Origin of the sequence: Leuconostoc garlicum (assembly GCF_001998805.1) — a bacterium.
Taxonomy (GTDB): Bacteria; Bacillota; Bacilli; order Lactobacillales; family Lactobacillaceae; genus Leuconostoc; species Leuconostoc lactis.
This window is the reverse complement of record NZ_CP016329.1, coordinates 1,286,988-1,313,896: the sequence shown is the minus strand read 5'-3', so window position 1 is coordinate 1,313,896 and position 26,909 is coordinate 1,286,988. Positions and strand designations below refer to the sequence as shown.

The 26,909-nt window shown below is 42.5% G+C and carries 27 protein-coding genes and 1 pseudogene; 7 read left to right on the top strand and 21 right to left on the bottom strand.

Annotated elements, in window-relative coordinates; all coding sequences use genetic code 11:
• Positions 1-93: 93 nt before the first annotated feature.
• Positions 94-402 carry a bacteriocin immunity protein gene (locus A9176_RS06665; RefSeq protein ID WP_077282776.1) on the bottom strand — a complete coding sequence of 103 codons (309 nt, stop codon included), beginning with the start codon at positions 400-402 and terminating at the stop codon, positions 94-96.
• 208 nt (positions 403-610) lie between these two features.
• Here A9176_RS06665 and A9176_RS06660 point away from each other — a divergent pair, with 208 nt between their 5' ends.
• Entirely contained in the window at positions 611-1,060 is a 450-nt protein-coding gene (locus tag A9176_RS06660) for an ASCH domain-containing protein (RefSeq protein ID WP_077282774.1), read from the top strand.
• Positions 1,061-1,105: 45 nt separating this feature from the next.
• Here the strand turns inward: A9176_RS06660 and A9176_RS06655 are convergent, their stop codons facing one another.
• From A9176_RS06655 to A9176_RS06645, 3 genes are read right to left on the bottom strand one after another with little or no spacing between them, the layout of a single operon-like run.
• On the bottom strand, positions 1,106-1,663 hold the full coding sequence (locus tag A9176_RS06655) for a hypothetical protein (protein ID WP_242943205.1): 558 nt from the start codon (positions 1,661-1,663) through the stop codon (positions 1,106-1,108).
• A gap of 9 nt (positions 1,664-1,672) precedes the next feature.
• A complete protein-coding gene (locus A9176_RS06650) occupies positions 1,673-2,533 on the bottom strand; it encodes a YceG family protein (protein ID WP_077282772.1) in 861 nt (286 codons plus the stop codon).
• Positions 2,514-3,638: a toxic anion resistance protein gene (locus A9176_RS06645; protein ID WP_077282770.1), complete on the bottom strand. Its 1,125-nt coding sequence runs from the start codon at positions 3,636-3,638 to the stop codon at positions 2,514-2,516. The genes A9176_RS06650 and A9176_RS06645 overlap by 20 nt, the downstream gene beginning before the upstream one ends.
• A gap of 172 nt (positions 3,639-3,810) precedes the next feature.
• Here A9176_RS06645 and A9176_RS06640 point away from each other — a divergent pair, with 172 nt between their 5' ends.
• The 3 genes from A9176_RS06640 to A9176_RS06630 are packed head-to-tail and all read left to right on the top strand — an operon-like array spanning position 3,811 to position 6,382.
• On the top strand, positions 3,811-5,151 hold the full coding sequence (locus tag A9176_RS06640) for an FAD-dependent oxidoreductase (RefSeq protein ID WP_077282768.1): 1,341 nt from the start codon (positions 3,811-3,813) through the stop codon (positions 5,149-5,151).
• A 30-nt stretch (positions 5,152-5,181) separates the two neighbouring features.
• Complete coding sequence (locus A9176_RS06635) at positions 5,182-6,003, top strand: LysR family transcriptional regulator (protein WP_077282766.1); 822 nt, start codon at positions 5,182-5,184, stop codon at positions 6,001-6,003.
• Positions 6,004-6,043: 40 nt separating this feature from the next.
• Positions 6,044-6,382, top strand: a complete 339-nt coding sequence (locus A9176_RS06630; protein WP_077282764.1) for a hypothetical protein — start codon at positions 6,044-6,046, stop codon at positions 6,380-6,382.
• 47 nt (positions 6,383-6,429) lie between these two features.
• On the opposite strand, the gene A9176_RS06625 is transcribed toward A9176_RS06630, so the two are convergent.
• Positions 6,430-6,840 carry a GNAT family N-acetyltransferase gene (locus A9176_RS06625; RefSeq protein ID WP_077282762.1) on the bottom strand — a complete coding sequence of 137 codons (411 nt, stop codon included), beginning with the start codon at positions 6,838-6,840 and terminating at the stop codon, positions 6,430-6,432.
• A gap of 136 nt (positions 6,841-6,976) precedes the next feature.
• Here A9176_RS06625 and A9176_RS06620 point away from each other — a divergent pair, with 136 nt between their 5' ends.
• Entirely contained in the window at positions 6,977-7,378 is a 402-nt protein-coding gene (locus A9176_RS06620; RefSeq protein WP_077282760.1) for a VOC family protein, read from the top strand.
• A gap of 788 nt (positions 7,379-8,166) precedes the next feature.
• Here A9176_RS06620 and A9176_RS06615 read toward each other — a convergent pair.
• Positions 8,167-8,751 (bottom strand): hypothetical protein, encoded by a 585-nt coding sequence (locus A9176_RS06615; RefSeq protein WP_077282758.1) that lies wholly within the window; start codon positions 8,749-8,751, stop codon positions 8,167-8,169.
• Positions 8,752-8,845: 94 nt separating this feature from the next.
• Positions 8,846-9,265: a hypothetical protein gene (locus A9176_RS06610; RefSeq protein ID WP_077282756.1), complete on the bottom strand. Its 420-nt coding sequence runs from the start codon at positions 9,263-9,265 to the stop codon at positions 8,846-8,848.
• A 265-nt stretch (positions 9,266-9,530) separates the two neighbouring features.
• Between A9176_RS06610 and A9176_RS06605 the strand changes: the two genes are divergently transcribed.
• A complete protein-coding gene (locus A9176_RS06605) occupies positions 9,531-10,934 on the top strand; it encodes an ATP-binding cassette domain-containing protein (RefSeq protein WP_077282754.1) in 1,404 nt (467 codons plus the stop codon).
• Between the two features lie 55 nt (positions 10,935-10,989).
• Here A9176_RS06605 and A9176_RS06600 read toward each other — a convergent pair whose 3' ends face one another.
• The 12 genes and pseudogenes from A9176_RS06600 to A9176_RS06545 all read right to left on the bottom strand — a co-directional run bounded on the left by A9176_RS06600 (position 10,990) and on the right by A9176_RS06545 (position 23,916).
• A complete protein-coding gene (locus A9176_RS06600; protein WP_077282752.1) occupies positions 10,990-12,462 on the bottom strand; it encodes a 6-phospho-beta-glucosidase in 1,473 nt (490 codons plus the stop codon).
• A gap of 14 nt (positions 12,463-12,476) precedes the next feature.
• Positions 12,477-12,791 (bottom strand): PTS lactose/cellobiose transporter subunit IIA, encoded by a 315-nt coding sequence (locus A9176_RS06595; RefSeq protein WP_077282750.1) that lies wholly within the window; start codon positions 12,789-12,791, stop codon positions 12,477-12,479.
• A 5-nt stretch (positions 12,792-12,796) separates the two neighbouring features.
• Positions 12,797-13,114 carry a PTS sugar transporter subunit IIB gene (locus A9176_RS06590; protein WP_029509400.1) on the bottom strand — a complete coding sequence of 106 codons (318 nt, stop codon included), beginning with the start codon at positions 13,112-13,114 and terminating at the stop codon, positions 12,797-12,799.
• A gap of 81 nt (positions 13,115-13,195) precedes the next feature.
• A complete protein-coding gene (locus A9176_RS06585) occupies positions 13,196-14,509 on the bottom strand; it encodes a PTS sugar transporter subunit IIC (protein ID WP_029509399.1) in 1,314 nt (437 codons plus the stop codon).
• Between the two features lie 210 nt (positions 14,510-14,719).
• Positions 14,720-16,537 (bottom strand): LysM peptidoglycan-binding domain-containing protein, encoded by a 1,818-nt coding sequence (locus A9176_RS06580; protein WP_077282748.1) that lies wholly within the window; start codon positions 16,535-16,537, stop codon positions 14,720-14,722.
• 217 nt (positions 16,538-16,754) lie between these two features.
• A pseudogene (locus A9176_RS06575) lies at positions 16,755-17,084 on the bottom strand (MFS transporter); the annotation flags it as partial.
• Between the two features lie 101 nt (positions 17,085-17,185).
• Entirely contained in the window at positions 17,186-19,885 is a 2,700-nt protein-coding gene (locus tag A9176_RS06570) for an HAD-IC family P-type ATPase (RefSeq protein WP_077282746.1), read from the bottom strand.
• Between the two features lie 191 nt (positions 19,886-20,076).
• Entirely contained in the window at positions 20,077-20,523 is a 447-nt protein-coding gene (locus A9176_RS06565) for a threonine/serine exporter family protein (protein WP_077282744.1), read from the bottom strand.
• An 11-nt stretch (positions 20,524-20,534) separates the two neighbouring features.
• On the bottom strand, positions 20,535-21,308 hold the full coding sequence (locus tag A9176_RS06560) for a threonine/serine ThrE exporter family protein (RefSeq protein WP_077282741.1): 774 nt from the start codon (positions 21,306-21,308) through the stop codon (positions 20,535-20,537).
• A gap of 161 nt (positions 21,309-21,469) precedes the next feature.
• On the bottom strand, positions 21,470-21,895 hold the full coding sequence (locus tag A9176_RS06555) for an Rrf2 family transcriptional regulator (protein WP_077282738.1): 426 nt from the start codon (positions 21,893-21,895) through the stop codon (positions 21,470-21,472).
• A gap of 62 nt (positions 21,896-21,957) precedes the next feature.
• Positions 21,958-22,815: an NAD(P)H-binding protein gene (locus A9176_RS06550; RefSeq protein WP_029509392.1), complete on the bottom strand. Its 858-nt coding sequence runs from the start codon at positions 22,813-22,815 to the stop codon at positions 21,958-21,960.
• Positions 22,816-22,986: 171 nt separating this feature from the next.
• Positions 22,987-23,916, bottom strand: coding sequence for a DMT family transporter (locus tag A9176_RS06545; protein ID WP_077282736.1), 930 nt, complete (start codon positions 23,914-23,916; stop codon positions 22,987-22,989).
• Between the two features lie 202 nt (positions 23,917-24,118).
• Between A9176_RS06545 and A9176_RS06540 the strand changes: the two genes are divergently transcribed.
• Entirely contained in the window at positions 24,119-24,607 is a 489-nt protein-coding gene (locus A9176_RS06540) for an MscL family protein (RefSeq protein WP_029509390.1), read from the top strand.
• Between the two features lie 81 nt (positions 24,608-24,688).
• On the opposite strand, the gene A9176_RS06535 is transcribed toward A9176_RS06540, so the two are convergent.
• Both A9176_RS06535 and A9176_RS06530 read right to left on the bottom strand, forming a co-directional pair.
• Positions 24,689-26,023 (bottom strand): dihydrolipoyl dehydrogenase family protein, encoded by a 1,335-nt coding sequence (locus tag A9176_RS06535; protein ID WP_077282734.1) that lies wholly within the window; start codon positions 26,021-26,023, stop codon positions 24,689-24,691.
• 160 nt (positions 26,024-26,183) lie between these two features.
• Entirely contained in the window at positions 26,184-26,819 is a 636-nt protein-coding gene (locus tag A9176_RS06530) for an NAD(P)H-binding protein (RefSeq protein ID WP_077282732.1), read from the bottom strand.
• Positions 26,820-26,909 lie beyond the last annotated feature (90 nt).

The following is a 26,909-nucleotide window of genomic DNA, read 5'->3' as shown; positions in this document are numbered from 1 at the left end:
AATGTCTTATTTATAGGAAAATACACTCGTTATAGCACTAAATTTTATGAGAAACCTAATAACAAACTTATTATTTTTTAAATTTCACCCAGTTCAACGACCACCAAAGTTCATGCCAAAACCAAATCCAAGCCCCATGTATTTATCGGCATATTTGAAATTAGTGATTTGAAGGTAGAACGGTGCCACCTTTTGAGACAAGCTATTTTTCACAGACAATGGCGTTAAACTATATTTTAAATCAGCAACAATTTTAGGTAGATACTGGTACTTTTCTAGTCTTGCTTTAGTAGCTAGTAAAATTTGCCGTTCATCTTCACGAATACTACGATCTAAAATCAGGTCTGTTATTTGCGCTAACAAATCTGCTGATTCTTCTGTTATAAAATCTTTTTGACGCATGTTACCCCCCATAATCTACTAAATTATTATACCATAATGAGAGATTTTATCATTAAAAACCGCTATGGTACATGATCTAATACCAACTTGATTATCAAGCAGCATTCCCGTAAAATAATGTTTAAATTAGAAATCACAGAAAAGTATCATCTTAAAAAATATCGTGTTGTCAATAACCGTAGTGCACAAGAATAACGGAGAAACCCCAATGACCCCAGAAGCATTATTCGAAAAAGCTAAAAAAGCTAACGCAATCCCCGAAAACGCCAAGATGCAATCGGCGTTCCAATTTGGCGTTGATCCCGATGAGTTAGCTGACCTTGTTCTAAGTGGTGTCAAAACGGCCACGACCAGTGCGCTTGATTTGTATCGAGACGATGAACCGCTACCACAAACAGGTGCCTATGATGTGGTCTTAGATAGCCAAAATCAGGCGGTTTGCGTGATCAAAAATGATCGCGTCATAGCCACAAAATACCTTGATGTTGATGCCAAACACGCCTATCTTGAAGGCGAAGGTGATCGTAGTTTAGCCTATTGGCGTCAAGTTCATCATGCATTTTTTGTTGAAGAGTACCAATCTGAAGGCCACGTATTTGATGAACAAAATGCTAATATGCTCCTGGAAAATTTTCACGTGGTGTACCCCACGACATGATATAACTCACAAAAAAAGCAACGATTGCAATCGTTGCTTTTTTGTTTAATATTCATGGCGGCGATAGTAATAATTTGGCCGTCGTAGTAACTTAACGATCAAAATAATAATCACAATGACTAGAATCAAGATAACCCAACCGGCATAGCCGCCTGATTGCGTCTGCATTTGCCCATTTTGATCATAATAAGTGTTGCTACCAAAGCCAAACATGGTATGCCATAATGAATTTCCCATATGGTTTCCAATTGCCCAACCAGCACCCCAACCAATGCCGCGCGTTAAACTACGTCCAAAATCAGACATCACACCATTTTGTCGTGATTGTGTCCGATAAGATTGATAACGCGTGTTTGAATTGGTATCACGGTTGGTACGGTATTTATTGTTATAGGTGTTGGTATTTGGCGTTTGCGTTTGAGGTCGTTGATAGCTTCTAAACGTCGACCCTGGATTGGATCGTGTTGTCGCACGGCTACCACCGGTTGCACGCCCACTACCACTAAAACTACGTGCTGCCGCGTTATCTGGGGCAATCGCAAATAATGGTGCAATCAATAATATTAGCCATAATTTGGCCATGTGATGTGTGATACGTTTCAATTTTTTCTCCTAATTACCAAACAATTTTTGCAGGAAGGATTTTTTCGGATCGCCGGTCGCTGATGCCGTTGCCCGGATTTTATCATAGCTAAAATGGTCATAACTATCGGATGTCATGTAATTTTCCAGCGATGCAAAAGCATGTGGCGAATAAATCACAATATCCCAGCCCAGTTGATGAAACATATTATAGGCAACAACATCTTCAAATGTGATTTCACCCATGGACTCTTGATGTACCACAGCGAGTAATGGCACTTCCTTTGGGTAATCCACTTCAAGACTCATTTCTAATAGCTCTTTTGGTAGGTCTAACAAAACTGATAAAACGGTTTGCTGATTTTCAGTCGTCTGAGGGACACTAAATGGCCAGTCATTGAGTAATGCCACAATGGCTTCAGCAATTTTATCTTGTAGTAATTTGTTCAGCACTTGGTAGGCCCAGGCATCCGATTGTTGCACCGTTTGTGGCGTCAAGTTGGCCATAATGGCATCAAAGTCTGCTGATGAAATACGCCAATCACTTGCGGTCATGTGTCGTGTTACCAACGCCTGCAGACCTGTAGTATCGCGAATACTGTCGAGGTGTTGCCAATATGGCTTTTCATTCGTTGGCAAACCATCAACCTTAGCAAAAACTGTTGGGATCGTGATGGTTTCCTGCGTATCATCTTGTTCAAATCCCGTACGGATCATCGCCGGCATCTCGAGTAAAATATTGAGTTCAGCCAAGGTCGTTTCAATCCGCACAACATCCATCTGATAAGCTTTTGTAGCAAAATCGCCTTGTAGCAATGCACTATTATTTGAGGCTTCAAGCAACTCATCTTGTGCCTGCCGCGCCAATGTTTTAACTGTTTTCTTGCCCATTATCTGTTACCTTCACATCATTAACGGCTGCTTTAAAATCAGTCATCATTTTGGCCATTTGTTCACGTGACGCTTCACGCTTTTTAGCATTCTCTTGTTCAATCGTTTTCGTCTCTTGAACGGCATTGAGGATTGTTGTGACAATGCTTTGCATGTCTTCAACAGAAACTGTTGGTTGCCCACTTGATTCCAAAATGAATTTATTATTAACAGCCAAACGTTCTGCGTTTTTCTTCATCAAATCGGCGGTCGCTTGCTTTTGTGCATTCAAGCCTTGTTGCGCATAATTCCCCTGCAATGCCGTCACGGCTTGTACCAAGCCAGTCTGCAAAGCCGGAATTGTATTAATAAAGGCTGCATGATACTGCTGAATTAAATTCAGATTATTATCTTGCGTTTGTTTGATTTGCGGTGCTGTAATCGTGGCCATTGCTTTCGCTTGCTCCAAATCAAACGCGCGTTTATCCAGCACCTCGGCGACTTGTTGCAGTTTTGGCAAAGCAATTTGTGCTTCTTCATCCCCACCTTGCGCGGCTAACAGGGTGTTTTGCACGGTCATAGCTTGGCGGTTACGCAAAATGTAAATCAAGGCAATATACTGATCCAAATTCTTAGCATAGGCTGCATTGGCCGCAGCTAATTGATCCATATCATCAACACGTTTTTGAATCGTGTTTTCATAGGACTTCAGCGCCACAAATAACGCATTGACCTCGCTACCAATTGATTGGTATTTGGCAACGCGTGCTTTGAGCGTAGCTTCAGCGCGACGGAACAAAGCCTTTAGCCCACGTTCTTGGTCTAACTTCAATTCTTTAAACTCAATTTGCTTGGTTAATTTGACCAACGCGTCTAAAACTTTCGTCGACCCAATCGTATCAGCAACCGTCAGTTTATCCAGCAGCTGACCAGCAATTCCAGACATTTTGTCAGCTGGTTCTTTCCCTAAATCATATAAAGCAACTGTGTCCGTTAAATCGATACTGTCAGCGATCTTAATCACTTCAGGATCAGCCATCAATTCTTTGGCACGCGTTGATTGTGGTTCAAATTGATTGTAATGTGGTTCAACAGTTGGTGTATCAACTGAAAATAAGTTTGACATGCAGGTACGTCCTTTGTGCATTTTTGAATTGCTTTATTATACAATTTTTGTGATAGACAATTCAACCGTGCTCAGTCAGCATATTTATTATTTACTGATTAAAAACAACGATTTAATTATTAAATACAATTAAAAATCATGGTATGCTAAGTGTGTTTAAAGGAGTATGAAAATGACGATTCAAACGACATTACTGATTATTGGTGGGAGTGACGCTGGCATATCAGCGGCATTGCGTGCCAAAGAACTAGCACCAGACACCGACGTTACCCTACTGTTAGCGGATAGCTATCCAAACTTATCGATTTGCGGTTTTCCCTACGCTTTTAGTGGTGAAGTCCCTAGTTGGGAAAACTTGCGCCACCGCACCCTGGCTGATTTAGAAGCAACCGGCGTTAATTTTCACTTAGAAACCACGGTTAATACGATTGATCCAGCAGCCCATCGGGTGACAACCAACCGCGGTGACTTTGTATATGAGAAGCTGATTGTTGGTACGGGCGCATTGCCAGAAACCAGTCATATTAAAGGCGTTGACAATGCCTTTGTCTTGCATGACATGGCGGACTACTTTGCCATTGATCAACACGTGACGACCACGATACCCAAAACAGCTGCGATTGTTGGGGCCGGTTATATTGGGATTGAAATGGCCGAAGCATTGGTCAAACGCGGGGTGCAAACGGCACTTTACCAGCGTGGACCTGAAATTCTTTCGACCATGTCGCCTGACATGAGCCGCTTACTGCACGACACGTTACGTGAAAATGGTGTTGACGTTGTGACTGACTATACCGTATCAGAGATAACATCTGATGGCGTCGTGATTGGGGACCAAGCAGCTGCATTTGATCTCGTTCTCTTCGTCACCGGCGTAAAACCTAACAGCACCCTCCTCGCCCATGCTGGTGCCGAATTGGCTGAAAACGGTGCCGTTATGGTCAATGACTTCATGCAAACCAATCTTGAAGATGTGTACGCTGCGGGTGACTTGACGATTACCAAGCATCGCCTGTTAGGCACGACCTATCTGCCATTAGGCACGACAGCCCATAAACAGGGCCGAATTGCTGGTGCGCATGCCGTTGGCTTAGCAACCCCATTTCAAGGCATTGTCGGTAGCCAAGTCCTCAAAGCATTTGACAAAGTAGCCGTGCGGACGGGCTTGTTACCGGATGAGGCCACCCAAGCTGGTTTCACACCACTGAGTGTCACAAGTGTAGTCGATGACCATAAGGCTTACATTCCTGGCGCTACCAAAATCACCATCCAGATTACTGGCGATCAACACACTGGTCAATTGCTGGGCGCACAACTGATTGGCCAATTTGGCTCAGAAGTCGCAAAGCGGTCAGACGTCTTGTCCAGCGCGATTTTCAACAAGATGACTGTGAGTGCGGTCAGTGACTTGGATTTGTCTTATTCACCACCAATTGCTGCCCCTTGGGATGCCATCCAACAGGCCACCCAAGCTTGGGAACAAGCGTGGCGAGCGGCACAAAAGCGTGACTAACAATACCTTTTTGCATGAGGAGAACGTGACATGTTGCAATATATTCAATCATTTATCACGGTTTATCAAGTCCGGAGTTTTACCAAAGCCGCAGACCAATTATTCATCAGTCAGCCGAGTGTTTCGTCCCATATTAAACATTTAGAAGCCGCCTTAGGCGTCGATCTGTTTACACGTGGTAAAAAATCAGAGGTACAACGAACCGCAGCAGCTGATTTATTTTACCCGCAAGCACAAAAAATACTCACCGATTGGCAACAGGCACAAAAATTCTTCTCAACCCGTGACAATGCGACCGAAAAAGTCGCGCTTAAGATTGGTGCCTCGCACTTTTCAGCGCTAACGTTGGTCCCTCATTTGATACCGGCACTCACACAATTACCGGTTCAACTTACGGTTGAAATGCGTAATTCACAAGACTTGATGCAACAAATCGCACAAGGGACAGTTGATTTTGCCTTCGTCGAACAACCGGTCATGGATCCGAGTCTATCGGTTGTGCCACTTATGACGGACCAATTAGTGCTGGCCGGCAGTGGTGATACTTGGCTACTTCGTGAAGTCGGCGCTAGTACCCGTGCGCATATGGATCGCTATTTTGCTCAACACGGGTTGCCAGACAACACCCTCACCATCACAAGCACCGACGTTATGTTGGCGCTCTTGCAGACTGGTTTTGGGAAGGCAATCATTTCGAAAAAATTAATTGCTAATCACATCCCTTATGTCCCACTTGATGAGAGTTTCCAACGCCCTGTCAACTTGATTTATCGCGCACCACTTGATGCCAGCAAAACCAGCGTACTAGAAACAATCACGCAAACCCTTACAACCAACTTTGAAATCCAATAGTGTTAAAATAGAGCTATTTTAACTAATAGGTGCTGTCATCATGAATTCAGAGAAAAAATTAAAGATTTTAGATATTATTTTAGCGAGTCTGATAGCTATCATGTTGCTGGTTGTCATGGGTTTGGTCATCTTTCAACCTGCCGATCATAAACTCGTATTGATTATTGTCGCCCTATTAGCGTTAATATTGATTGCACTATCCACTTATCGTTACTGGCTCGCTTATCCTGAACAAACAGGTATGAAAGCGCCCTTGTTTGTGCCTAAAGCTATTGGCTTGGGCTGGTCAATCAATCCACGTAATCCGATTGGCATGGCGCTAACAGTTGTTATTGTGATCTTTCTAGTTGTTGTGTTTGGTGTTGCCTTGCTTAAATAATTAATCGTACAATGACTAAAAAGGCCCTGTTTGGGGCCTTTTTTAAGTTATTGCGAAAAATTATAAAAAGCAACGATATTGCCTTGGTCTACGGAAATAAAACCGTTTTTTTCATAAAACTTTCTAACATCAGGTGCATCATCCGTCAGTAAAACACGTTGTCGGACTTGTTTGTATCGATTTAAAACCGTTGTCATCAATGTTGTGCCAATTTTTTGATTTTGATAATTTGGCTGAACCAACAGATCTTGAATATATATAATTGTCAGCCCATCCCCTACTACGCGAACTAAGCCGACTAATTTCTGATCGTCCCATGCAGTGATGACACACAACGATTGACGGATTGCTTGTTCTAGGCCATTTAAATCCCTTGTATAGGCAAACCATTGAACACTGTTGTAAAGATCTTTTAAATCACTAGGAGATATTGCTTTCATTTCTTTATATGTGATCATAGGTTGTGGCTCCCATCGGGCATTTAATCATAAATAACATATCATTATTCTATCACTTTTCGTTAATGATTATGTTATAAAGATTATTTTTATTGCTTTATGCTATAGTGTTTAAAATAAGATAATGAGGTGAACTATGAGTAGCGTTGGTATTATCAACCACATCGAGATTTATGTCAGTGATTTAAAAGCAACACGTCGTTTTTGGGATTTGTTACTTTTAGAAAATTTAGACTATACCATTCATCAAAAATGGGAAACAGGTGTCAGTTGTGTGTTGAAAGATACCTATATTGTTTTTGTACAGTCCACCCATTTGATGCCTGCATATAATCGTACACGCGTCGGTTTAAATCATTTGGCTTTTTCTGTGTCAAGTATTGCACAATTAGATAATATACGTGATCAACTCTGTCAAGCAAATTATACAGAATTATATACTGATCGTTATCCTCACGCTGCTGGTGATGATACTTTTGCCCTGTTTTTTGAAGATCCCGATCGTATAAAAGTTGAAGTCGTTGTCTATAAAGAATAGAATATTAAAAAGCAGCATCGCTTTTCTCTAAGGAAAATCCTTAAAAAATACAATATTCGAGGTTTGTTCATGCGTAAATTTTATCAACGTTGGCAATTTTGGTTTTATCTAGTAGTTGTTATTTTAGAGATAGTTGAAGTAACATATGTGAGTCCGTTTAACATTTCAGACTGGCAATCATGGCTATCAGTTGCCATCATAATACTATTAAGTTACAGCCTTTACGATGAAATAAAGCATACATCAACTTCAAAGCAAAAATAACTAGATAAACCAACATCATTTTTTGCTTTCAAATCACGTCATCATGTGATGTAGAATGAATTTACTGGTTTATAAGAGAACACACCCACAAATTGGAAAACATTAACGATTTATTTTTGCTGTTTGCCCAGTTAAAACCAATATGTATAATAATAAAAAGCAGTAGCGACATAATAACCGCTACTGCTTTTTATTATCAGGTAAATTCGTATCTTCTCTCACATCGATTACTGATGCTGAGCCATTAATTCTCCAGCTGTTGCGACAGAATCCCCGTCTGCCACTGGATCAATAATACGCAAAATCTTGTCTGCGTTATCCGTTACTTTAAATGTCCCTGGTCCTATAAAGTAAACACCAAATATAGGATTTCTAAAAATACGCGTGTTAGGTTCAAGGTTAATAAAGTTCTGGTATTGGCTCTGATTGCGAGTTCGTCACCGATTCGGTTGTTCAAGATGTTGCAATAACCGAATCGGTGGTAGTTGCTGTTGGTGTTTTAAATCCCTCAGTAATAAAATAATTTATGCATCCAAGTGTTTAAAATAATACGATTGACTTCCTATATACCTCAACTTATTTGATGAATTTTTTTCTGTAAACTGCTTGGATTTTTTTAGCGTTTTCATCGCATCATCTGATTTTGATATCGTTTTCCAAGTAGAATCATCGTCTAGTTTTTTATTCACCAAACTAATAATAGGTGTAAATTTGTCCACATTCTTATTCAATAAGTAAGGTAAAAACTCAATAATGAGAACATCTTGAGTTTCATATACCCCTAATATCTTGTAATTTCTATCTAATTTGTGTTCCAAAAATTCCAAAGCAATATTATCAGAATTATTTATAATATTATCATATGATATGGCCTGCTTAAAAATCCGAGAGTTAACATACAATCCTATAGCACACATTATATAGAGAATAAGAAATAAGATAAGTAACACGATGAGGCACAGATATAATATTTTAAAATCAGTGGTTAAGCCCCACATACTGACTAGTATACTTAATATTAATAAAACTATACTCCCGATCAAAAATCCTTTTACAGCAGATTTTATATCAAGGTAATGCTTTTTCCTCTCGATGTTGTAATCAGACATCTTGAATTTCTCCCCTTACCTCATAATATTTTTATTTATATTATTATAGTACCACTGTATTTTTTAGGGCCCAAAATCATGACCAAAACACGCATTACTGACCTTTAATCGCATCATACGTTGTTCTTGTCCAACCACTGGCAACTGGATCGACCCAGTGATGGACGCCATTGGCATCCATGATGTCAAAAGGCCCATCACCTGTATAATAACCGCCACCATTAGGATCAACCCAAGCCGTTTGTGTGGGTGGCTTATCATTTGGATTACCCTCAGGGCCAACTGTTATTTGATATCTCGGATCATTTTTGATTGTTTCTGCGCTAACTGGTGCTTTGGTTACCGCATCATTTTTAGTTATTGTGCCCGCTGTCGCAACTTGATCCTTTTGACCAAGGATACGTGTGCGTACAAAATGGTTCACACGAACCGAACTGACCATGATAGCACCCAAGAGACTCAATAAAATGACCAAACTAACCAACTTGACCAAAAATCTTTTACTTTTCCGCATACCTCTTCTCCTAATGCTGGTACGTTTGTGCGACGTTTAGCTGGATTCATTATACACTTATTTCATCAAATTAATTGTTTTGTAGGCGTTATTCATGTATTATGATAACAACATTAAGAAATCAGGTGATAACATGATAAATCAACTAGATCACAACATGCACGCATAATCCGTGTCCGTTCACTGCCGTTAGACACAATCGGCAATTGTTCGAGATGACCAACGACTTGGAACGTGACACCAGTTTTGCCGAGGTACGACAATCATGATTACCGCTAACCATCTCACGTTCAATTTCACAACTGAAGCGCTATTATTTGAAAACGTTAATTTTAAATTAAGCCCTAAGCAACGGGTTGCCTTAATTGGTGATAACGGATCGGGTAAATCCACCCTACTTAATTTACTGGTTAAAAACTTGATGCCAACAAGCGGCACCATCCAGTCAGATGGGTATACCCTGCTCGTCCCACAATTTTACGATGACAATACCCAAAATAGCCCTGGAGAAAGCCAACGTCAACGCTTACAGCACGCATTTTCTCAACGACCAGATATCTTACTGCTCGATGAGCCAACCTCAAACTTGGATCAAACGGGCATCCAATATTTAGTCAACCAACTGAAGCGCTTTAAAGGTATCGCGGTGGTTGTTAGCCATGATGCAGCATTCTTGGCCAAAATCGCCACTGCTGTATTAGTGATTGACCAAAAAAACATTGCCTTTTATCCCACCGATTTTGCGACCTTTCAGCAACTGCAAGCCAATAAAATCCAGCAACAATATGCGCAATACGAAGTTACCCGAAAACAAAGGCGGCAACAACTCGCCTCACTGTCCCGCATGCAGGAAAAAGCGACGAATGCCAAAAAGGCCAAAAAGGTTTCCAATTCTGAGAAAAAAGCGATTGGTTTAGCTGGCCGAAAGGATAAAGTTCAAAATGGTTTAGAGAAAAAAGTTAAAAAAATCCGCGCTGATATTCAGCAAACTGCTCACGGTAAACCATTTGAAAAGATGGGCCTTAAATTACTCACAACCTACCAGCAGCCCAAAAAGATTATGCAAAAAGTGACGTTGGATCGCTTAATACGTGATGACCTCGTATTAATTGACAATCCAATTAACCTCCGCCTCCAATCTGGTGAAGTGGTAGTAATCCTTGGGGCCAACGGCGCGGGTAAATCAACGTTACTCAATGCGATTTTTCACGATGTGACGCAAAAACGGCACCGCGTGAATTATTTTCATCAAAATATCCAAAGCCAATTCAACGCTAACCAACCATTATTGCCACAACTACAGGCAATGTCGGGGATGAACCTACAAGTTATCCGCGATGTCTGTGGCGCCCTAGGTATCCGTTCGGATATTTTGAGCAGATCCCCAAATACATTGAGTGGTGGCCAACTTTTGAAAGTGCAATTAGCTTTAAATTTGATGATGCCCTTTGACATCTTATTGTTAGATGAACCAACCAATTATTTGGATTATGATGGTGTATTGGCCTTGACTAACTTCATCAACGATTCTCAAGCAGCAATTGTCTTGATATCTCACGATGAAACGTTTGTTAAGCAAACCGCTACCCAATCTTTTATTATCCAAAATCAAAATTGGATCGATTATTTAACCTACGATGATTATTTTGATGTTAACGTGACCAACTAAAAACGGTTAGAACTTAATCTAACCGTTTTTTTTGCTTTGTCATCACAGATGTTGTTTAGTCTAGTGTTTGACCACCACTCGCAATGACTTCGCGATACCAATAAAAGCTATCTTTTTTGAGTCGTTGTCCTGAACCCTCGCCCATATCGTCGAGATCGACATAAATGTAGCCATAACGCTTCTTCATTTCTCCAGTACCAGCTGACACAATATCAATTGGTCCCCATGATAAGAAACCAATCACGTCAACGCCATCCAGCACAACTGCCTTTTCCATTTCACGAATGTGCTCACGGAGATAGTCAACACGATAAGGGTCGTGAATTGTCCCATCGGCTTCGATTGTATCATAAGCCCCAATCCCGTTTTCAACGATCATGATCTTTAATCCAGGATACAATTCGTTCATTTCATTCAAGGTGAAACGTAAGCCTTTTGGGTCAATTCCCCAATCCCAATCATTCGTTTTAATGTAATCGTTCTTGACGATTTCAAAGTTACCGAAGTCTTCCATTTCGGCATCTTTATCCGACACGGCGCGGACCGTTGTCGAGTTGTAGTAGGAAATGGCCATATAATCAACCACCCCTGCCTTCAGGTCTTCACGGTCTTGGTCAGTAATATCTGGTCGGAAACCTGAACGTTCAAAGAATTTTTCCATATCACTTGGGTATTCACCGCGCACATGCACATCCATCATCCAATCACGGGCCTGACGTGCCTTTTGCCAAGCCAACATATCTGCTGGACTTGGTGTGGCAGGATAGAATGGTGCCACATTGGCCATACCACCAATCACGAAGTCTGGATTAATCTCATGCCCAATCTTGACCGCCCGTGCAGAAGCCACTAACTCGTAGTGTCCGGCTTGCACCATCGCTTCTTGCTTATGTTTCAATGTCGCTTGTTCATCAAAGCGAATACCTGAATTTGTCCAAACTAAGAATTGATAGATTGGATCATCTGAAATAGCCGTTTGGTTGGAAATTTCATTGTGTGTCATCCAGTAGGTCACCTTGTCACGGTAGCGCTTAAACACCACTTCCGCATATCTGACAAACAAATCAATAACTTGACGATTTGACCAGCCACCATAAGCTTCAACTAAGTGATAAGGCATTTCAAAATGCTGTAACGTAATCACTGGTTCAATGCCGTGTTTATGCATTTCGTCAAATAGGTCATCATAGAAAGCCAAACCCGCTTCGTTTGGTTCGGCATCATCCCCATTGGGGAAAATTCGCGTCCAGGCAATCGACGTTCGAAAGGCTTTAAATCCCATTTCTGCCATGAGGGCTAAATCTTCTTTGTACGTATCGTAAAATTCAATCCCGTGATGGTTAGGGTAATTCAACCCTTCAACGACACCATCGGTAATCTGGCGTGGTAAATTATGCGCACCAGCGGTCAACACGTCAGCGATACTAACGCCTTTGCCGCCAGCTTGCCATGCGCCTTCAGCCTGATGTGCGGCAATCGCGCCACCCCATAAAAAGTCTTGATTCAATTGATACGTTTCTTTTGACATGTGTATTTTTCTCCTTAGCCTGCTTGGCGTTCGTAAAGCGCAATAATTTCAACTGCTAAATCTCGGAAGGTAATCCCATTCATTAAGTGATCTTGCGCATGCAACATATACAAATCGACTTCAATGTATTCCCCTTGTGCTGCTTTCGTCAGCATATCTGTTTGGATATCATGTGCTGTTTTAAGCGCTTCATCGGCTGCCTGTATTTCAGTACGTGCACCTGCAAAGTCCCCAGTCTTAGCCAATTGAATGGCTTGAAACGCGTGTGATTTCGCATCGCCACCATTCAAAATTAAGCCCATAATGACTACCATTCGTTCATCATTCATATCGCTTAACCCATGATCTTTTCCGCAGTTGCCAAAACATTGTCGCCCTTCATCATCCCGTAATCCATCATATTGATGATATCCATTGGGACACCGGCTGCATCGGTCTTTGCTTTAACCTCATTCTTTAAGTAAGCCACCTGTGGTCCGAGTAATAACACATCTGGATGGCGTTGTGCTAAGGCATTGTCAACATCAGATGTTGAGGTGGCAAAAATGTCATAATCTTTCCCTTGTGCCGATGCTGCACTTTGCATCTTTGAAACGAGCATTGAGGTTGACATCCCCGCTGCACATGCTAACATAATTGTCTTTGTTGCCATCGTAATTCCCTACACTTTCTTTGTTCCCTAATGTAATCGCTTACATTTTATCCTAAATAACTTGTTCTAACTGATTAAAATTTAAACTGCCTTTTCTTGGGCCACCAAAATTTTGTCGTACTTTTGTGCAAATGGCCAATAAATTGGGATCGTGATCGCCAACATGAAGATTTGCCAAAGCATCACTTTCCAACCACCGACGATGAAGCCAGAAATAACTGGTGGTGTTGTCCAAGGTACATACACCCCGTTTAATGGTGGGATAATGCCAAATTTAATCGCATAATACGTGCTGAAACCAGTCACGACGGGTGCTAAGATGAATGGCACAACCATCACAGGGTTCAACACCAGTGGAATCCCGAACAAAACAGGTTCGTTAATGTTGAAGAGTCCTGGCCCAATTTCTAATTTAGCCAATGTTTTCATCTGCACTGACTTTGCGCCAATGATCATATACACCACCAAGCCAATTGTAACCCCAGCACCAGTGACTGTGATAAACTGTTCGAAGAATGATTGGGTCACAATATGTGCGCCGTTGTCTAATGACAATTTTCCAGCTTGATACAACGTCAAGTTGTCCGCGTTGTTACTAATCAACAAAGGTTGCATAATGCCGGAAACAATTGTTGAACCATGGACCCCGAAGAACCAAAGGAATACCGGCACTAAGGTAATTAACAATACCCCGAATGGGCCATCTGATGCGTGTTGCAGCGGTGTTTGGATAATGCGGTAAATCCATTCTGCAAATGTGGTGTTCCCTAGCTTCTGGAACAATCCGTACACAATGGTCGCACCAGTGATAATGGCAGCGGCCGGCACCAATGCTGTAAATGAAGCCGCTACGTTACTTGGCACTTGTTCTGGTAGTTTGATCGTAATACCCTTCTTCATGAACCAGGTATAAATCCAACCAACCAACATCCCGATAATAATGGCTAAGATCATGCCTTTACCACCAAGCCAAGCTTTATCAATGGCATTTTCTGCCATCCAATTAGTGGATGTCTTCGTCTTATCTAAGACATTGGCAACCGTTGTGACATGATTGGGTTGCAAGATAATATCCGTGACAATCGCTAACAATCCAGCTGGAACCCCATCATACCCTGAGTCATGCACCCATGAGTACGTAATCCCAAAGACTGCAAACAGCGCCATGATCGCAAACGAGCCGTTGTACGCTTGCATGAACCAATCATCAATGCCAATTTTCGTGAAATAGGCTGCGACGGGTTGATATGGGAATTGTCCCAAGATCAGAAAAATTGCCCCAACAATGATAAACGGAATTGGATATAACATACCGTTTTTCATCGCTGTGATCGGGCGTGTATTCACAAACCTCATCACAACCGGAATCACCTTGTTGTTTAAAGTATCTGACAGTTTTGCCATCTTCCCACCTATATTTTCTTAATTTTCCCTAAGTGTAAGCGGTTACATTTAGATTATGCTTTAAGTTTAGCAGGCCGGTTTTAACTCGTCAAACAAATTAACTAAATATAAATATATATGACAAATTTAATTTTTAATCCTTAATAAGCACAAATAAAAAAGCTATCGTTAAGATAGCTTTTTGACATGAGATTTATCGTGTTAGTCCAATGACTGTAAATTATAGCGTTCAACCAAATTAATCAACGCACTTGCGTACGTTGGCGCAGTAGCATAGCCAGCAGCTTGCAAACCAGTGGCCATTGCGATGTAATTTGGTGCATTAATGACGCCATTGGCTGCGTAACGGCTGTTAGCCAGCAAGAAATTAGTGTGATCTTGGAACGATGCCATTTGTGACCCATAAGCGCGGAATGGTGCCACGACCGTTACCCACTTACCGTTTTCAAATTCTGACGTGTTCATGTTCACCACAGCACCAGCCCAACCATAGCCTTTTTTGATCCCAAACAAGTTATGGTATGGTGCTGAAGCCAACGCTGATTGTCCCCAACCGCTTTCAAGAATCGCTTGAGCAACCGTTACGGATGCCAAAACGCCCGTCCCTGCTGTTGCCGCTTGCGCATCAACAACCGCTGTCCGCAACCATGCGGCTTGCGCAGCACTTAAGCCAGCTGTTGACACACCGTTTGCTGCAGCCGGTTTTGAGACTGTTGGTGTTACTGGTGTTGGTGTTGATGTGGCAGTTCCAGCACCAGCAACTGGTGCGCCTGTTGTTTTCAAAACTTGCCCCACATAAATGGTGCTTGACAATTGCAAACCATTCAAAGATAGCAACGTTTGCACGTTCGTCCCTAGCTTTGCTGCAATACCATACAATGTATCGCCTGACTTCACCGTGTAACTACCGTTCGTTGATGGCATAACCGTTGGCGTACTTGTCGGTGCGTTTGGCGTTGTGACCGTGGCATTGTTAGCGTTTTGAATCGTTAACTTTTGTCCAGGATAGATAATGGCTTGCAATGACAAGTTGTTCCAGCTGAGCAAGTTCGCCAATGAAACACCGTTTGCCGCAGCGATTGCTGACAACGTATCCCCAGACTTAACAGTATAACCTGTTGTGCTTGACGCCGTATTCGTTGGTACCCCTGCAGAAGGCTGGGTTGTATTTTGCGTATTATTTGAACCGGCGGCGTTAGATACCTTCAAAACTTGTCCCACGCGGATTGCATTCAAATTTGAAATTTGATTCAACGCAGCGATTTGAGCCAAATTCATCTTAAACTGAGCCGCGATTCTTGATAGTGTATCACCGGCTTTAACCATATAAGTTGTCGCAGTATTAGTTGCGGGTGCCGCCGGTGCTGCTGGTTGCTGTGTTGGCGCTGCAGGTGCAGACGGTTGCGCGTTGTTAGTTGCACCTGTTACCTTGAGCACTTGCCCCACCTGAATTAAGTTTGGGTTTGTGATGCCGTTTAACGCAACCAACTGTGAGAGCGACATTTGGTGCAAAGCAGCAATCTTTGAGAGCGTATCCCCAGACTTCACGGTATAGCTAGCAGCATTAGATGCCGCTGGCTTTGAAGTGTTCGTCTGATTGGTATTCGTATTGGTATTAGTTGTTGTGCCATTGACCTTTAACACTTGACCAACATTAATCGCGTTAACATTTGAAATTTGATTCAATGCGGCAATTTCTGCCACACTCATCTTAAATTGCGCTGCAATCCGCGATAACGTATCACCTGACTTCACGGTATAAGTTGCCGCAGTAGTCGCTGGCGTTGCCGGTTTGTTAGCGTCTTCTGCATCCAACACTAACACATCACCAGGATGAATGATATCTGAATTCAAGCGATTCAATGCCTTGAGTTGGCTCACACTTAAATTATGTTGTAAGCCAATGTCATACAGCGTATCCCCTGGTTTGACACGATAAGTTGTGCTGGCAGAAGCGGTTGATGCTTGGACACCAACCATAGATGCCGCAACTGCACCGACTAACACAGATTTTTTCATGCATTTTCTCTCTTTCAAACAAATTGACTATTAAATTATAACATATTCGTTAATATTGTTAAGAAAAACATAAGAAACTATGTTGCGTCTTGTGGTCAAAAAAATTACAGTTATGTGTCTGTGAGCGATTCGCACAAAAAAACACCGGCATAGCGCTGGTTTAACGTACCCTGCCACCCTATGCCGGTGATTTATAGACACTAAAATTTAATATAACTCAGGCTTTAATTACCTTTTCATCTGCGGTATAGCCCTTTGCATGCGCACGTGACCGTAATTCAGCTTCAATTGATTCCAATGATCGATTACGGGTTTCAATTGTATATTTGTGAATAAACCAAATCGCAGCAAAACACATCACACCATAAATGATAAACAGCTTCGCAATCCCTTGGCCTTCAGCATTCACAACGTGTGCGGGTGTGAAGGCAATGAGTAACATTGGAAATGATTGAGACACACCGAAATTAGCTGTCCAGTTAATCACCGCACCAAACGAATTACCCAAACCACGAATATTCAATGGGAAGGCTGCAAACAAAGCAACTAACTATTTTTAAAGTTGTTTAACCCCTAAACAAACTAACGCAAAATCACAAGTTCAAAACATCAAAAAAAGCTACCCGATATGGGTAGCTTTTCAAATGATTAAGCAGTACGACGCTTTTGTTTTGCAAGACGGCGGTACTTGTCTAACTCGGTCACGAGCAAGACAATGAAGCCAGTTGCCAAGACCACAAGCCAATCCGTCCATGATAGCCCTGCAGTCGTGAAGACACCTTGCATAAATGGTACATACGTGAACAAAAGTTGCAAAATAATCATCGCCCCAATGGCAACGAAAGCCATTGGATTTGTCCAGAATGACGCACTTAATGCTGGTGCAGCTGTTCGAATATTAAAGAGATAGAAAATTTTACCAAAGATAATCACGTTAACTGCGGTCGTACTTGCCACAGCAAAACCAGTGATTTCATCTAAGTACTCAAAGATTCCCAAAGCGACAGCAGCGATAATCACACTGACATAAACCATCTGGAAAACATCATAGCGACTCATCAACTTAGCCGATGTTTTACGTGGTGGCTGTGACATCAAGCCAGGTTCCATCGGCTCGAAAATAAACGCCAATTGTAGCGTCAACGCTGACACCATGTTGATCCAAAGCAACTGTGTGGCTGTTAGTGGCATCGGCTGCTGCAACAAAATACTAAAGACCACAATAAGCCCTTCGGCGAAACTGGTTGGCAATAAGTACAAAATTGTTTTGCGAATATTATCATACAAACGACGACCTTGTGCAATCGCAACTTTAATCGTTGAAAAGTCATCATTAGCCAAAACCATATCTGCGGAATCTTTGGCAACGTCTGTTCCCTTGATACCCATGGCAATCCCAATATCAGCCTTTTTCAAAGCCGGCGCATCGTTCACACCGTCACCAGTCATGGCAGTCACTAACCCATTGGCTTGATAAGCTGTAATAATCCGAAGTTTGTCTTTTGGTGTTGTACGGGCAAAGACATCATATTGCGGGACAGCCTTAGTGAGTTCGTCATCGGATAATTGTTCAATTTCTGAACCAGTAATCGCTTGAATATTGTCCGCCAAGCCCAATTGTTGCCCAATTGCTTTGGCAGTATCAGGGCTATCACCCGTGATCATTTTCACGCGAATGCCTGCACTACGCATATCCGCGATGGCTTTAATCACCTCAGGACGTGGTGGATCAATGATTGCCGCCAAGCCCAAGAAGGTAATCCCAAGCTTTTTCAATAGCTCGTGGGTCACTTCAGTCACATCAGGTGCAACGTCGATGTACCCCACCGCAATCACACGCTTACCTGATTTTGCAAAACTAGAGGCTAAGGTTGCCCAATAGTTCAAATCAAAATTTGGATCATTTTTGGCTAAATTAAAGAGCTTATCAGGTGCGCCCTTAATCGCCACAAAGCGTGATTGCTTTTGGGTTTGAACTAAACGTGCCATATAACGGTAATCCGAATCAAACGGAATGCGATCTAGTTCGATTAACTTTGGCTTCTTGAGGCCAAAGGCCTTATAGTAAGCCGATAAGAAAGCTGCATCCGTTGGTTCACCATTAATTTCCCACGTGCCATCTTCATTGGTTAAGAATGTATCGTTGGCTTGATGCCCCATTGTCAAAAACATTTCAAGGGCTGGGTCCTTTGCAGCATCAACAATGACATCATCTAGTAAGATATCCCCGTCCGGTGCATAGCCCGTACCGGTGACGTGATAATGATGCTGACCGATCACAATATCTTGGACCGTCATTTCATTTTTGGTTAAGGTACCCGTTTTATCTGAGGCAATAATGTCCACTGCTCCCAATGTTTCAGCAGCAGGTAACGTTTTAACAATGGCATGTTTTTTCGTTAACTTTTTAACCCCAGTAGCTAAAATGATTGATGTTGCGGCAGGCAACCCTTCAGGCATTGACCCAACAATCATCGCAATAATGGCCATCACAAGCGTTGGCAATGAATAAATTTGCAAGAACCAACCAAGCCCAAACATCACAACCGCAATGACAATAATGAGCCAAGAAATACCACGACCCAAACTATCTAATTCACGGATTAATGGTGTTTTTTGTGCCGAAACATCCGCAACACTTTGAGAAATTTGACCAATTTGCGTATGCACACCGGTGGCCACAACAATACCGGTGGCACTACCGTTCGTCACAGCCGTTGATGCATAAGCCATATTACTACGCTCAGCAAGCGGTATTTGACCTACCAGCAGCATATTATCTTTTAAGACTGAATCAGCTTCACCTGTCAAAGAGGATTCTTGAATGCGTAAATTATCTGAATCAATGATCCGTAAATCGGCTGGGACGTTGTCACCGGCCTCTAAGTAGACAAGATCACCTGGTACCAATTCGCGCGATGGGATATCAAAACGTTCCCCATCACGAATGACGGTCGCCTCAACAGATAGCATGCTTTTGATTTTATCTAACGCATTGCTAGCATTCACTTCTTGCATATAGCCAATCAAGGCATTAATAATCACCACAAGACCAATAACGATGGCATCTGAATAGTGGCGCATGAGTAACGTCAATGCGACAGCTACGAGCAAGATGTAAACAATGACATTGTTAAATTGACGCAAGAATATTTGCCATTTTGGCGTTTTCTTGCTATTAACTTCGTTGTAGCCAAACTTTTCAAGTCTCGCTGCGGCTTGTTGTGAATCGAGACCGTCAGGAAAATTGCCTTGCAATGTATCCACGGTCTCTGTCCACGACTGTTGGTAGAAATCTGATGAATTCAATAACGGAACGTCATCAGCTTCATTTGATTTGGTGCTCATAAAATAACACACTCCTTTAAGAGAAAAAATTCTTTGCGTCTTGCTGTTTAAGGTTGGCCGCCAAATCAGGTGATTTGGTAAGTCAGTTTCCCACGCACGTGCGCCGCTACTCCCGCAAGGAGTGTTTAATTTTGAACAAATGAGATTAATATAACAACTTCAGTATATAATATAACGAATTCAGTTGTCAATTATTTACGTAACCACATTTTTTTCTGATACAACCAGCCATTAAATATATTAGCAACACCAATCCCTAAAGCCAAAGACATCGCGACACTACCAGTATTAAATAACCCTTTCAGCACGGCTGTTAAATTATTTTCAGAAAGTTTTTGCAAGGTACTAAAAGCCATGCCCCCTGGCACAAGTGAAATCAACGCGCCGACATAAATCATGGTGACAGGCACACGAAAACGGCGTGCTAGGAAAAAACCTAGCATCCCCACCACCAACGATGCCATAAAATTGGGCAGCACAATGCTATGATGCACACTATCTAACACATAATAGACCATCCAAGAACAGACGCCGGTAATACCAGCCCCAAGTAAGGCGCGTTTTGGCACATTAGCAATAATTGAAAACCCGACACTCGACAACAAGGCCAAAAAAGTACTTAAAATCAAATCCGTCACAAGTTATTACCTCAAACAAATCTTACTAGTTCAAATGCGATCCATACACCAGCAACAAGCGAGGAAACGACCAGCAAAGCGGTAATCGACCGCACCAAGCCCGACAGTACGTCCCCCATAATGATTTCGCGAATCGCATTGGTCATGGCCAGACCAGGTACCAGTGGCATCACCGCACCAAGAATTGCCGACAAAGTCGAGATTTGTGGGAATAAATCATGGCACATTAAGACAAACAAGCCAATTGCTAAGCCACCAATAAATTCAGGCGCATAAGGCGTTTTAGACTTTTTGTCCGTTAGGATATACGCCAGATAACCAATGACACCGGCAAAAAACATGATCACATAGTCAAGCGGTGTCCCTTTTGCAATCAAAGACGGCGCCATCCCGACCAGCCCTGCACTAAATACCTTTAAAGCTAGTGGGAAATCCACTACCTGCTGCTTTAATGTTTTGATACCGGCGTAAAATTCCTCTGGCGTGATTTGTCCAGCCACCAAACTACGCGATAGCGTGTTCACGTGGTCAACCGTTCGTAAATTAAAACCGGAAATACGTGCCTTAACCAATTTCGTTTGTACCCCATTGTTTGCTGAAACGATTACAGCGGTTAACGTCACGTAACAAGTCAATGGCAGGCCGAGTGATTGCCCAATATGTTCAACTGTTTCTTCAATCCGAAAGGATTCTGCCCCACCAAGGAGTAACAAGCGGCCAGCATCGGTCGCGACATTGATAATGTCGGCTTCGCTATAGCTTGGATTCGTCATATTTGTTGCCATCAAATTCGTTCACCATCACTTGAACAGCGCCAAGTATTGTCCTTCATTCATTTAAATCATACAAAATGCGGTTATTGACGACGACAATATTCGTGTTAACGTCAATAGCTCTTTAATCAGTATACATTAAAAAGCACCCAAATTTATGGGTGCTTTTAACTTTATTTCTGTTCGTTTGTAACAAGGTCATGAATCACATCAGCTAGCGAAATCGCCTGCATTTTTTGAAAAGCAGCTACTTCAATTTCAGTATAAAAATGATTCAACGTATCTTGAATACGACTACCAACAAAACAATCCGGATTGGTTTTGGGATCAATATGCAACAATTGATGCGTCATATTAATCGCCTGATAGACATCATACAAACTAATGGTTGCTGGTTCGCGTGCTAACGCTGGTAACGCCACCCCTTGGCGGGTCGTGAGTAACCCTGCTGCCCGCAAATCCAGCATTAAACTCCGCACCACACTGGCATTCGCGCCAATACTACCGGCTATCGCTTTACTTGATAAGTCGTTGGTTTGATTAATATGAATATAAGCTAAAATGTGTATGGCATCGCTTAATTTATAAGAAAAACGCATATTAGGCGTATGCCCTCCCTGTGATCTTTGATATTTACCAATGATTGTTTACTGGCAATGCGTTAAGCTTGACGTGACAAAATTTCCTTCAAAGCAGCGGGCAATGGCGTTAAGTCGCGACCCAAAACAGTTGCTAAATCATCTGAAGCCACATCAAGCGATCCTTCGGCAATGGGACTTTGGAATGAAGCAAAGAGCACGGCCAAATCATGTGGCAAGTCGTTCTTTTCTAGAATGGCAACATATTCGTCTTGCGTCACTTGATCCACTTGAATAGCTTGTTCAGTTGCTTCAATTAAAGCTTGACCAAGCGTTGCATAATCCGCTAACACGCCAGAGAATTCATAGACCGCTTTTGGTGCATCACTTACCAATACTTTAACCGCGGCTTCAGCATATTCACGTTCCAACGCCCAGCCTGCACGGCCTGGTGCCCAGTAAGCTGTCACTTGTCGACTAGCACCAGTTGTGATGAATCCCATTTCATTTTCAAGATACCAGTTATTTCTTAAAATTGCAGCTGAAATATCAGCCTTTTCCAAGGCTTTTTCAGTGGCTAAATGATCTTGCGCTAATGCACTCACTGACTTGTCAGCTTGGATGAAACTTGTATAAGCCACAAATGAGACATGATTGGCTACCATGGCATCAATCACGTTTTGATGTTGCGTTGCGCGTGGAACTGGACCACCAGGTTGCGATGAAATGAACAAGACCCGATCAACACCAGCAAATGCCCGTGTCAAAGCTTCAACATCATCATAATCCGCTTCACGGATGTCTGCCGACCCAAACAATGCCTTGGCTTTCTCTTGATTACGTACAATAAGTACAATATCTTTTTCATCCACTAATTCTCGCAAATAGTGATAAGCGAGTTGGCCGAAGTGGCCTGTTGCAGCAGTAATGGCGTATTTCATAATCGGTGTCCTTTTCTATTACCTGTTGGTTTATTCTGTACAAGTATTATAGCACAACTTGTTGGTTTATTGATAACAAGTGATCGCCACATGTTAGCGTCACAATCCAATAAAAAGCACGTGTATCTGTTACCGATACGCGTGCTGCGACACAAGTTGTGACACAGCCAATTAGCCCAGCTTAATGAAAGCCACACCGACGGCCATGACAATGATCCCAATGACCTTCAACCAAGACACAGCCTGCCGTGGTGATTGCCACCAACCAAAATGTGACACAGCCATTGAACCGGCAAGTGCCCCGATTAAGCCAATCATCACCGCAAAACCAGCACCCAGCACTGGCACACTCACGGCCATGGCGACAACAAATATACTGCCAAGGATTCCCCCAATATATACCCATTTAGGTTGGCTTGGTACAGGTTTGGTTGGCATTAGTCGCTTATCACGCAACAGCACGACAAGGAAAATAATTAACATGCCAACACCAAACGACACAATGGCGGCCCCAATTGCAGAACCTAAGGCCACTGCTAATTTTCCGGCAATGGCCTGTTGTGCTGACGATACAGCACCAGCAATGACACCCCAGACTCGCCAAGCGTTTAATTCGAGTGCCGATTCTTCAGACTTATCAATCGCATTTTCACGATCTAATTCGCGTCGATTGGCCCAAACGACCGCAATATACACGCCAAACAATAATAATGCCGTTCCGCCAGCTTTTGTCAGTGTCATGGGCAATTGTTTGGCTGCAAACCAACCGAACGTGTCAATCATCAACCCCATTAGCACTTGGCCAACAATCGGGAAAACAATCGCCTGAATCGCACCAATTTTTGGAAAGAGCAAAATATTCGACGTTAAATAAACAACGCCAAAGATACCAGGCGTCCAAATCCACCAAGGATGTTGCCCTGTCAGTGTCACATGCTGACCACTCACAAGAAAAACGGCCACCAAGAAGACGAACCCTACGGTAAACGACACCAAACTTGAACGGAATGGTGATTTTAACGCCGCACCCAAGCGCGCATTAATTGGCGATTGGTTGGCTAAAGCCACGCCCCCTAACAATAACCCCACGATGTATAACATGATATTCTCCTTACTTTTTTAAAGCACTTAGTTCAAGTCTACGCGGATTCAAACAAATTGCAAGGCATTACGGCAAGTATCATTACATCTATTTATCGTTATATTTTGATCCCGTGGTCACGGTATTGAGAAAATTTGGCATGTCACGGTGAGATTTGTTATACTTATTTTTACTACATTTGTTAGGAATCATACGTCACCCATGAAAAATCCAAGAAAATTTATTCAACAACAAACAAATCATATGCTATCCAAGTCCACTGAAAGATTGGGTCAATTTAAGCAATTTTTGTTTGCGCCCAACTTGATTACCTTTGTGATTTCAGTGGTTGTTGGTAACAGCTTTGGCTCTACCATTAAGGCATTGGTCAACTTAGTGTTTGGTCTCTTTGATTTTACAAGACTCTGGCTCTTTTCTACGCAGCACACGCTTTACTATAATCGGATTACACAGCCATTATCTGAATTTGCTAGTAGCCTATTAACCACAGTCTTAATTGCAACGATTGTATTCTTCACGATTCGCTTTATTAATGAAACATTGATTGTCGATCCCGTCAATAAATGGGGCTACAATCAAGCGCATGCCGATGCCCTACATCTGCAAAAGCAAAACGAGGAAACAATTGCCTTACAACGCAAAATCCTGGCAGAGCTTGAAAAACTCAATCAACAAGAAAACCCAAAGTGATGGCACTTTGGGTTTTTCTTTACGCAAGTAATCTGTCATAAAAAACTTGAATGTCATACGGTATGCCAAGATGTTCATCCCTTACAGTTGTCCCCATGCCGATGCCGCAATTGTTGGGAACAAATAGATAAGACGTTCAATTTCAGCAGGCTCAGAGCCAAATTCAATTGCTGGCAACAACGCATTGATTGCGTTTTCTGCCTGAGGTGACACTTCAGTAGCCCCAACCAATTGATGTACCTGGTTAAAAATTAAGATATTGTCGCCAATTGTCTCCTGATCAACTTGCCGATACCAATCATCTGGCGTGTGGTGTGCCACAATTGTATAGTCATCAGGATGCTGTTTGGCCTCAGCAACACTTATCCCTGCTTGCGCCAAACGTGGTGACGTAAAGACCACAGATGGTATCACGGGGTACTTAATTGGCGCTACCGTTTCACCTGAAAATGTGTGCATTAAGTATCGTGATTCAAAAATAGCGGTTGGTGTTAACTTAGGTTGTCCCTTATCAATCACATCCCCAGCAGCATAAATATTTGGCACGGTTGTCTGCAAATAACGGTTGACGACAATGCCTTTATCCGTATAAGCAATACCAACTTCATCTAAACCAAGTGCTGCGATATTAGGCACACGCCCCGTTGCATCCAACACCCAGTCACTGGTCAGGGTAAGATCGTTGTCACCCACAACAACAAAGTGATCCGCAACCTGTTGGATTGCCGTCACCGTTGTTTCTCGTATGAAGGTTACCCCACGTTGACTCAAATCAGTTATAATCTGTTCTACAAAAGGTTGATGATAGGCACGCAAAGCTTGTGCGCCCCGCATCAAAACCGTGACTTCTGAACCAGCAGCGTTCGCCATTGTGGCAAACTCCATGGCGATATAACCAGCTCCAATAATCGTTAAACGCTTTGGCATGGCGCTTAAGTTCATAAAATCTTCGGAATCATGCGCGAACGCCGAACCGGGAATATCGAGTCGATTGGGTCGTAATCCGGTTGCAATCACAATTTTGTCAGCAGTTTTAGGCTGACCAGCCACTAATACCGTGTGAGCATCAACTAACTGACCACGGCCAAAGAGCACATCGACCGAATTGTCATCAAGCAAACCTTGAATAAATGCTGGTAAACCAGCAATCACTGTCTGTTTATGTGCTTGGTTAGCAGCCCAATCAATGGTGACCTCACCTGGCATCACGCCATGAACATCAGCTAGGTGTCGTTGCAAGGCGACTGGTGAATCCAACACAATTTTGGCGTTACAACCACGATTTGGACAAGTGCCGCCGATCAAGTCTTGTTCAATCACACCAACCTTGACGCATTTGGCACCAAGTGGAATGGCGCCATCAAAAGTCCCATGACCGCTGCCAATATACAAAACATCATAATCATATGTTGTCATTTTTCCGCCTCCTATGGCATACGTGCTGACTAAAGCCAACAATACTTTAGTCATGCCTACAGTATAACTGAAATCAGAAAACCTACTGGATTTAAGCACTGTGAAAATTACCACTCGCCAAAATCAACTGCCAATCTGATCAACAACACTAATTAAAGGTTTAAATTGCGGCCAGTGCCGTGTCAATTGCAACTGGCCCATCACTCATCTGAATCACTTGCTTAATGGTATTATCATGATTGAGCAACGAAGCAAGGGTTTCGCCAACGTTTTGAATTGTATTTTTTGATCCACTAGCATCGTTTAACGCAATATGATGGCTGCCCTCACCCGCCACCAAGGCTGTTGCTTGCAAAATTGTATAATCGAGTTGTGTTTGATTCACTAAATAGTTGTCAGCGAAAAATTTTGCGATATTGTAGTCTAATAACCCTGCTAAGGCCGGATTATCCCATTTTTCAGGTGTGAGTGAAAAAGCGGAACTGAGCATAATGAAACGTTGAATATGGTTCATTTCGGCCACTTGCATCATTTTGACCGCTCCAAAAGCATCTGTCTGTAGCAAGTCTTGACTGCGGGAACCAGCCACAAAATAAATCGCCGCAACGTCTTTAACCGTCTGCGCCAAGTGCGTGACCGTGTCATGTAAATCCAATTTAACGGGCGTAATATGGTCAGATACCATAATTTTTTCTGGTGACCGTGAACCGGCAACGACTTCATGCCCTTGTGCGACTAACGACTGCAATAAAACCGTTGCTACCCGACCGGTTGCACCAGCAACAAATACTTTCATGTGATGACTCCTTCTACTTACCGTATTCTTGAACGTCTATTCTAACACATCACTGCGCGTTATATTACACTTTATGTTTTGTAATGTTTC

Bases quoted from the DNA above. Each gene is read 5' to 3' on its own strand.
- A9176_RS06665 (WP_077282776.1), bottom strand. From the start codon at position 402: ATGCGTCAAAAAGATTTTATAACAGAAGAATCAGCAGATTTGTTAGCG.
- A9176_RS06660 (WP_077282774.1), top strand. From the start codon at position 611: ATGACCCCAGAAGCATTATTCGAAAAAGCTAAAAAAGCTAACGCAATC.
- A9176_RS06650 (WP_077282772.1), bottom strand. From the start codon at position 2,533: ATGGGCAAGAAAACAGTTAAAACATTGGCGCGGCAGGCACAAGATGAG.
- A9176_RS06645 (WP_077282770.1), bottom strand. From the start codon at position 3,638: ATGTCAAACTTATTTTCAGTTGATACACCAACTGTTGAACCACATTAC.
- A9176_RS06640 (WP_077282768.1), top strand. From the start codon at position 3,811: ATGACGATTCAAACGACATTACTGATTATTGGTGGGAGTGACGCTGGC.
- A9176_RS06635 (WP_077282766.1), top strand. From the start codon at position 5,182: ATGTTGCAATATATTCAATCATTTATCACGGTTTATCAAGTCCGGAGT.
- A9176_RS06630 (WP_077282764.1), top strand. From the start codon at position 6,044: ATGAATTCAGAGAAAAAATTAAAGATTTTAGATATTATTTTAGCGAGT.
- A9176_RS06625 (WP_077282762.1), bottom strand. From the start codon at position 6,840: ATGATCACATATAAAGAAATGAAAGCAATATCTCCTAGTGATTTAAAA.
- A9176_RS06620 (WP_077282760.1), top strand. From the start codon at position 6,977: ATGAGTAGCGTTGGTATTATCAACCACATCGAGATTTATGTCAGTGAT.
- A9176_RS06615 (WP_077282758.1), bottom strand. From the start codon at position 8,751: ATGTCTGATTACAACATCGAGAGGAAAAAGCATTACCTTGATATAAAA.
- A9176_RS06610 (WP_077282756.1), bottom strand. From the start codon at position 9,265: ATGCGGAAAAGTAAAAGATTTTTGGTCAAGTTGGTTAGTTTGGTCATT.
- A9176_RS06605 (WP_077282754.1), top strand. From the start codon at position 9,531: ATGATTACCGCTAACCATCTCACGTTCAATTTCACAACTGAAGCGCTA.
- A9176_RS06600 (WP_077282752.1), bottom strand. From the start codon at position 12,462: ATGTCAAAAGAAACGTATCAATTGAATCAAGACTTTTTATGGGGTGGC.
- A9176_RS06595 (WP_077282750.1), bottom strand. From the start codon at position 12,791: ATGAATGATGAACGAATGGTAGTCATTATGGGCTTAATTTTGAATGGT.
- A9176_RS06590 (WP_029509400.1), bottom strand. From the start codon at position 13,114: ATGGCAACAAAGACAATTATGTTAGCATGTGCAGCGGGGATGTCAACC.
- A9176_RS06580 (WP_077282748.1), bottom strand. From the start codon at position 16,537: ATGAAAAAATCTGTGTTAGTCGGTGCAGTTGCGGCATCTATGGTTGGT.
- A9176_RS06570 (WP_077282746.1), bottom strand. From the start codon at position 19,885: ATGAGCACCAAATCAAATGAAGCTGATGACGTTCCGTTATTGAATTCA.
- A9176_RS06560 (WP_077282741.1), bottom strand. From the start codon at position 21,308: ATGGCAACAAATATGACGAATCCAAGCTATAGCGAAGCCGACATTATC.
- A9176_RS06555 (WP_077282738.1), bottom strand. From the start codon at position 21,895: ATGCGTTTTTCTTATAAATTAAGCGATGCCATACACATTTTAGCTTAT.
- A9176_RS06550 (WP_029509392.1), bottom strand. From the start codon at position 22,815: ATGAAATACGCCATTACTGCTGCAACAGGCCACTTCGGCCAACTCGCT.
- A9176_RS06545 (WP_077282736.1), bottom strand. From the start codon at position 23,916: ATGTTATACATCGTGGGGTTATTGTTAGGGGGCGTGGCTTTAGCCAAC.
- A9176_RS06540 (WP_029509390.1), top strand. From the start codon at position 24,119: ATGAAAAATCCAAGAAAATTTATTCAACAACAAACAAATCATATGCTA.
- A9176_RS06535 (WP_077282734.1), bottom strand. From the start codon at position 26,023: ATGACAACATATGATTATGATGTTTTGTATATTGGCAGCGGTCATGGG.
- A9176_RS06530 (WP_077282732.1), bottom strand. From the start codon at position 26,819: ATGAAAGTATTTGTTGCTGGTGCAACCGGTCGGGTAGCAACGGTTTTA.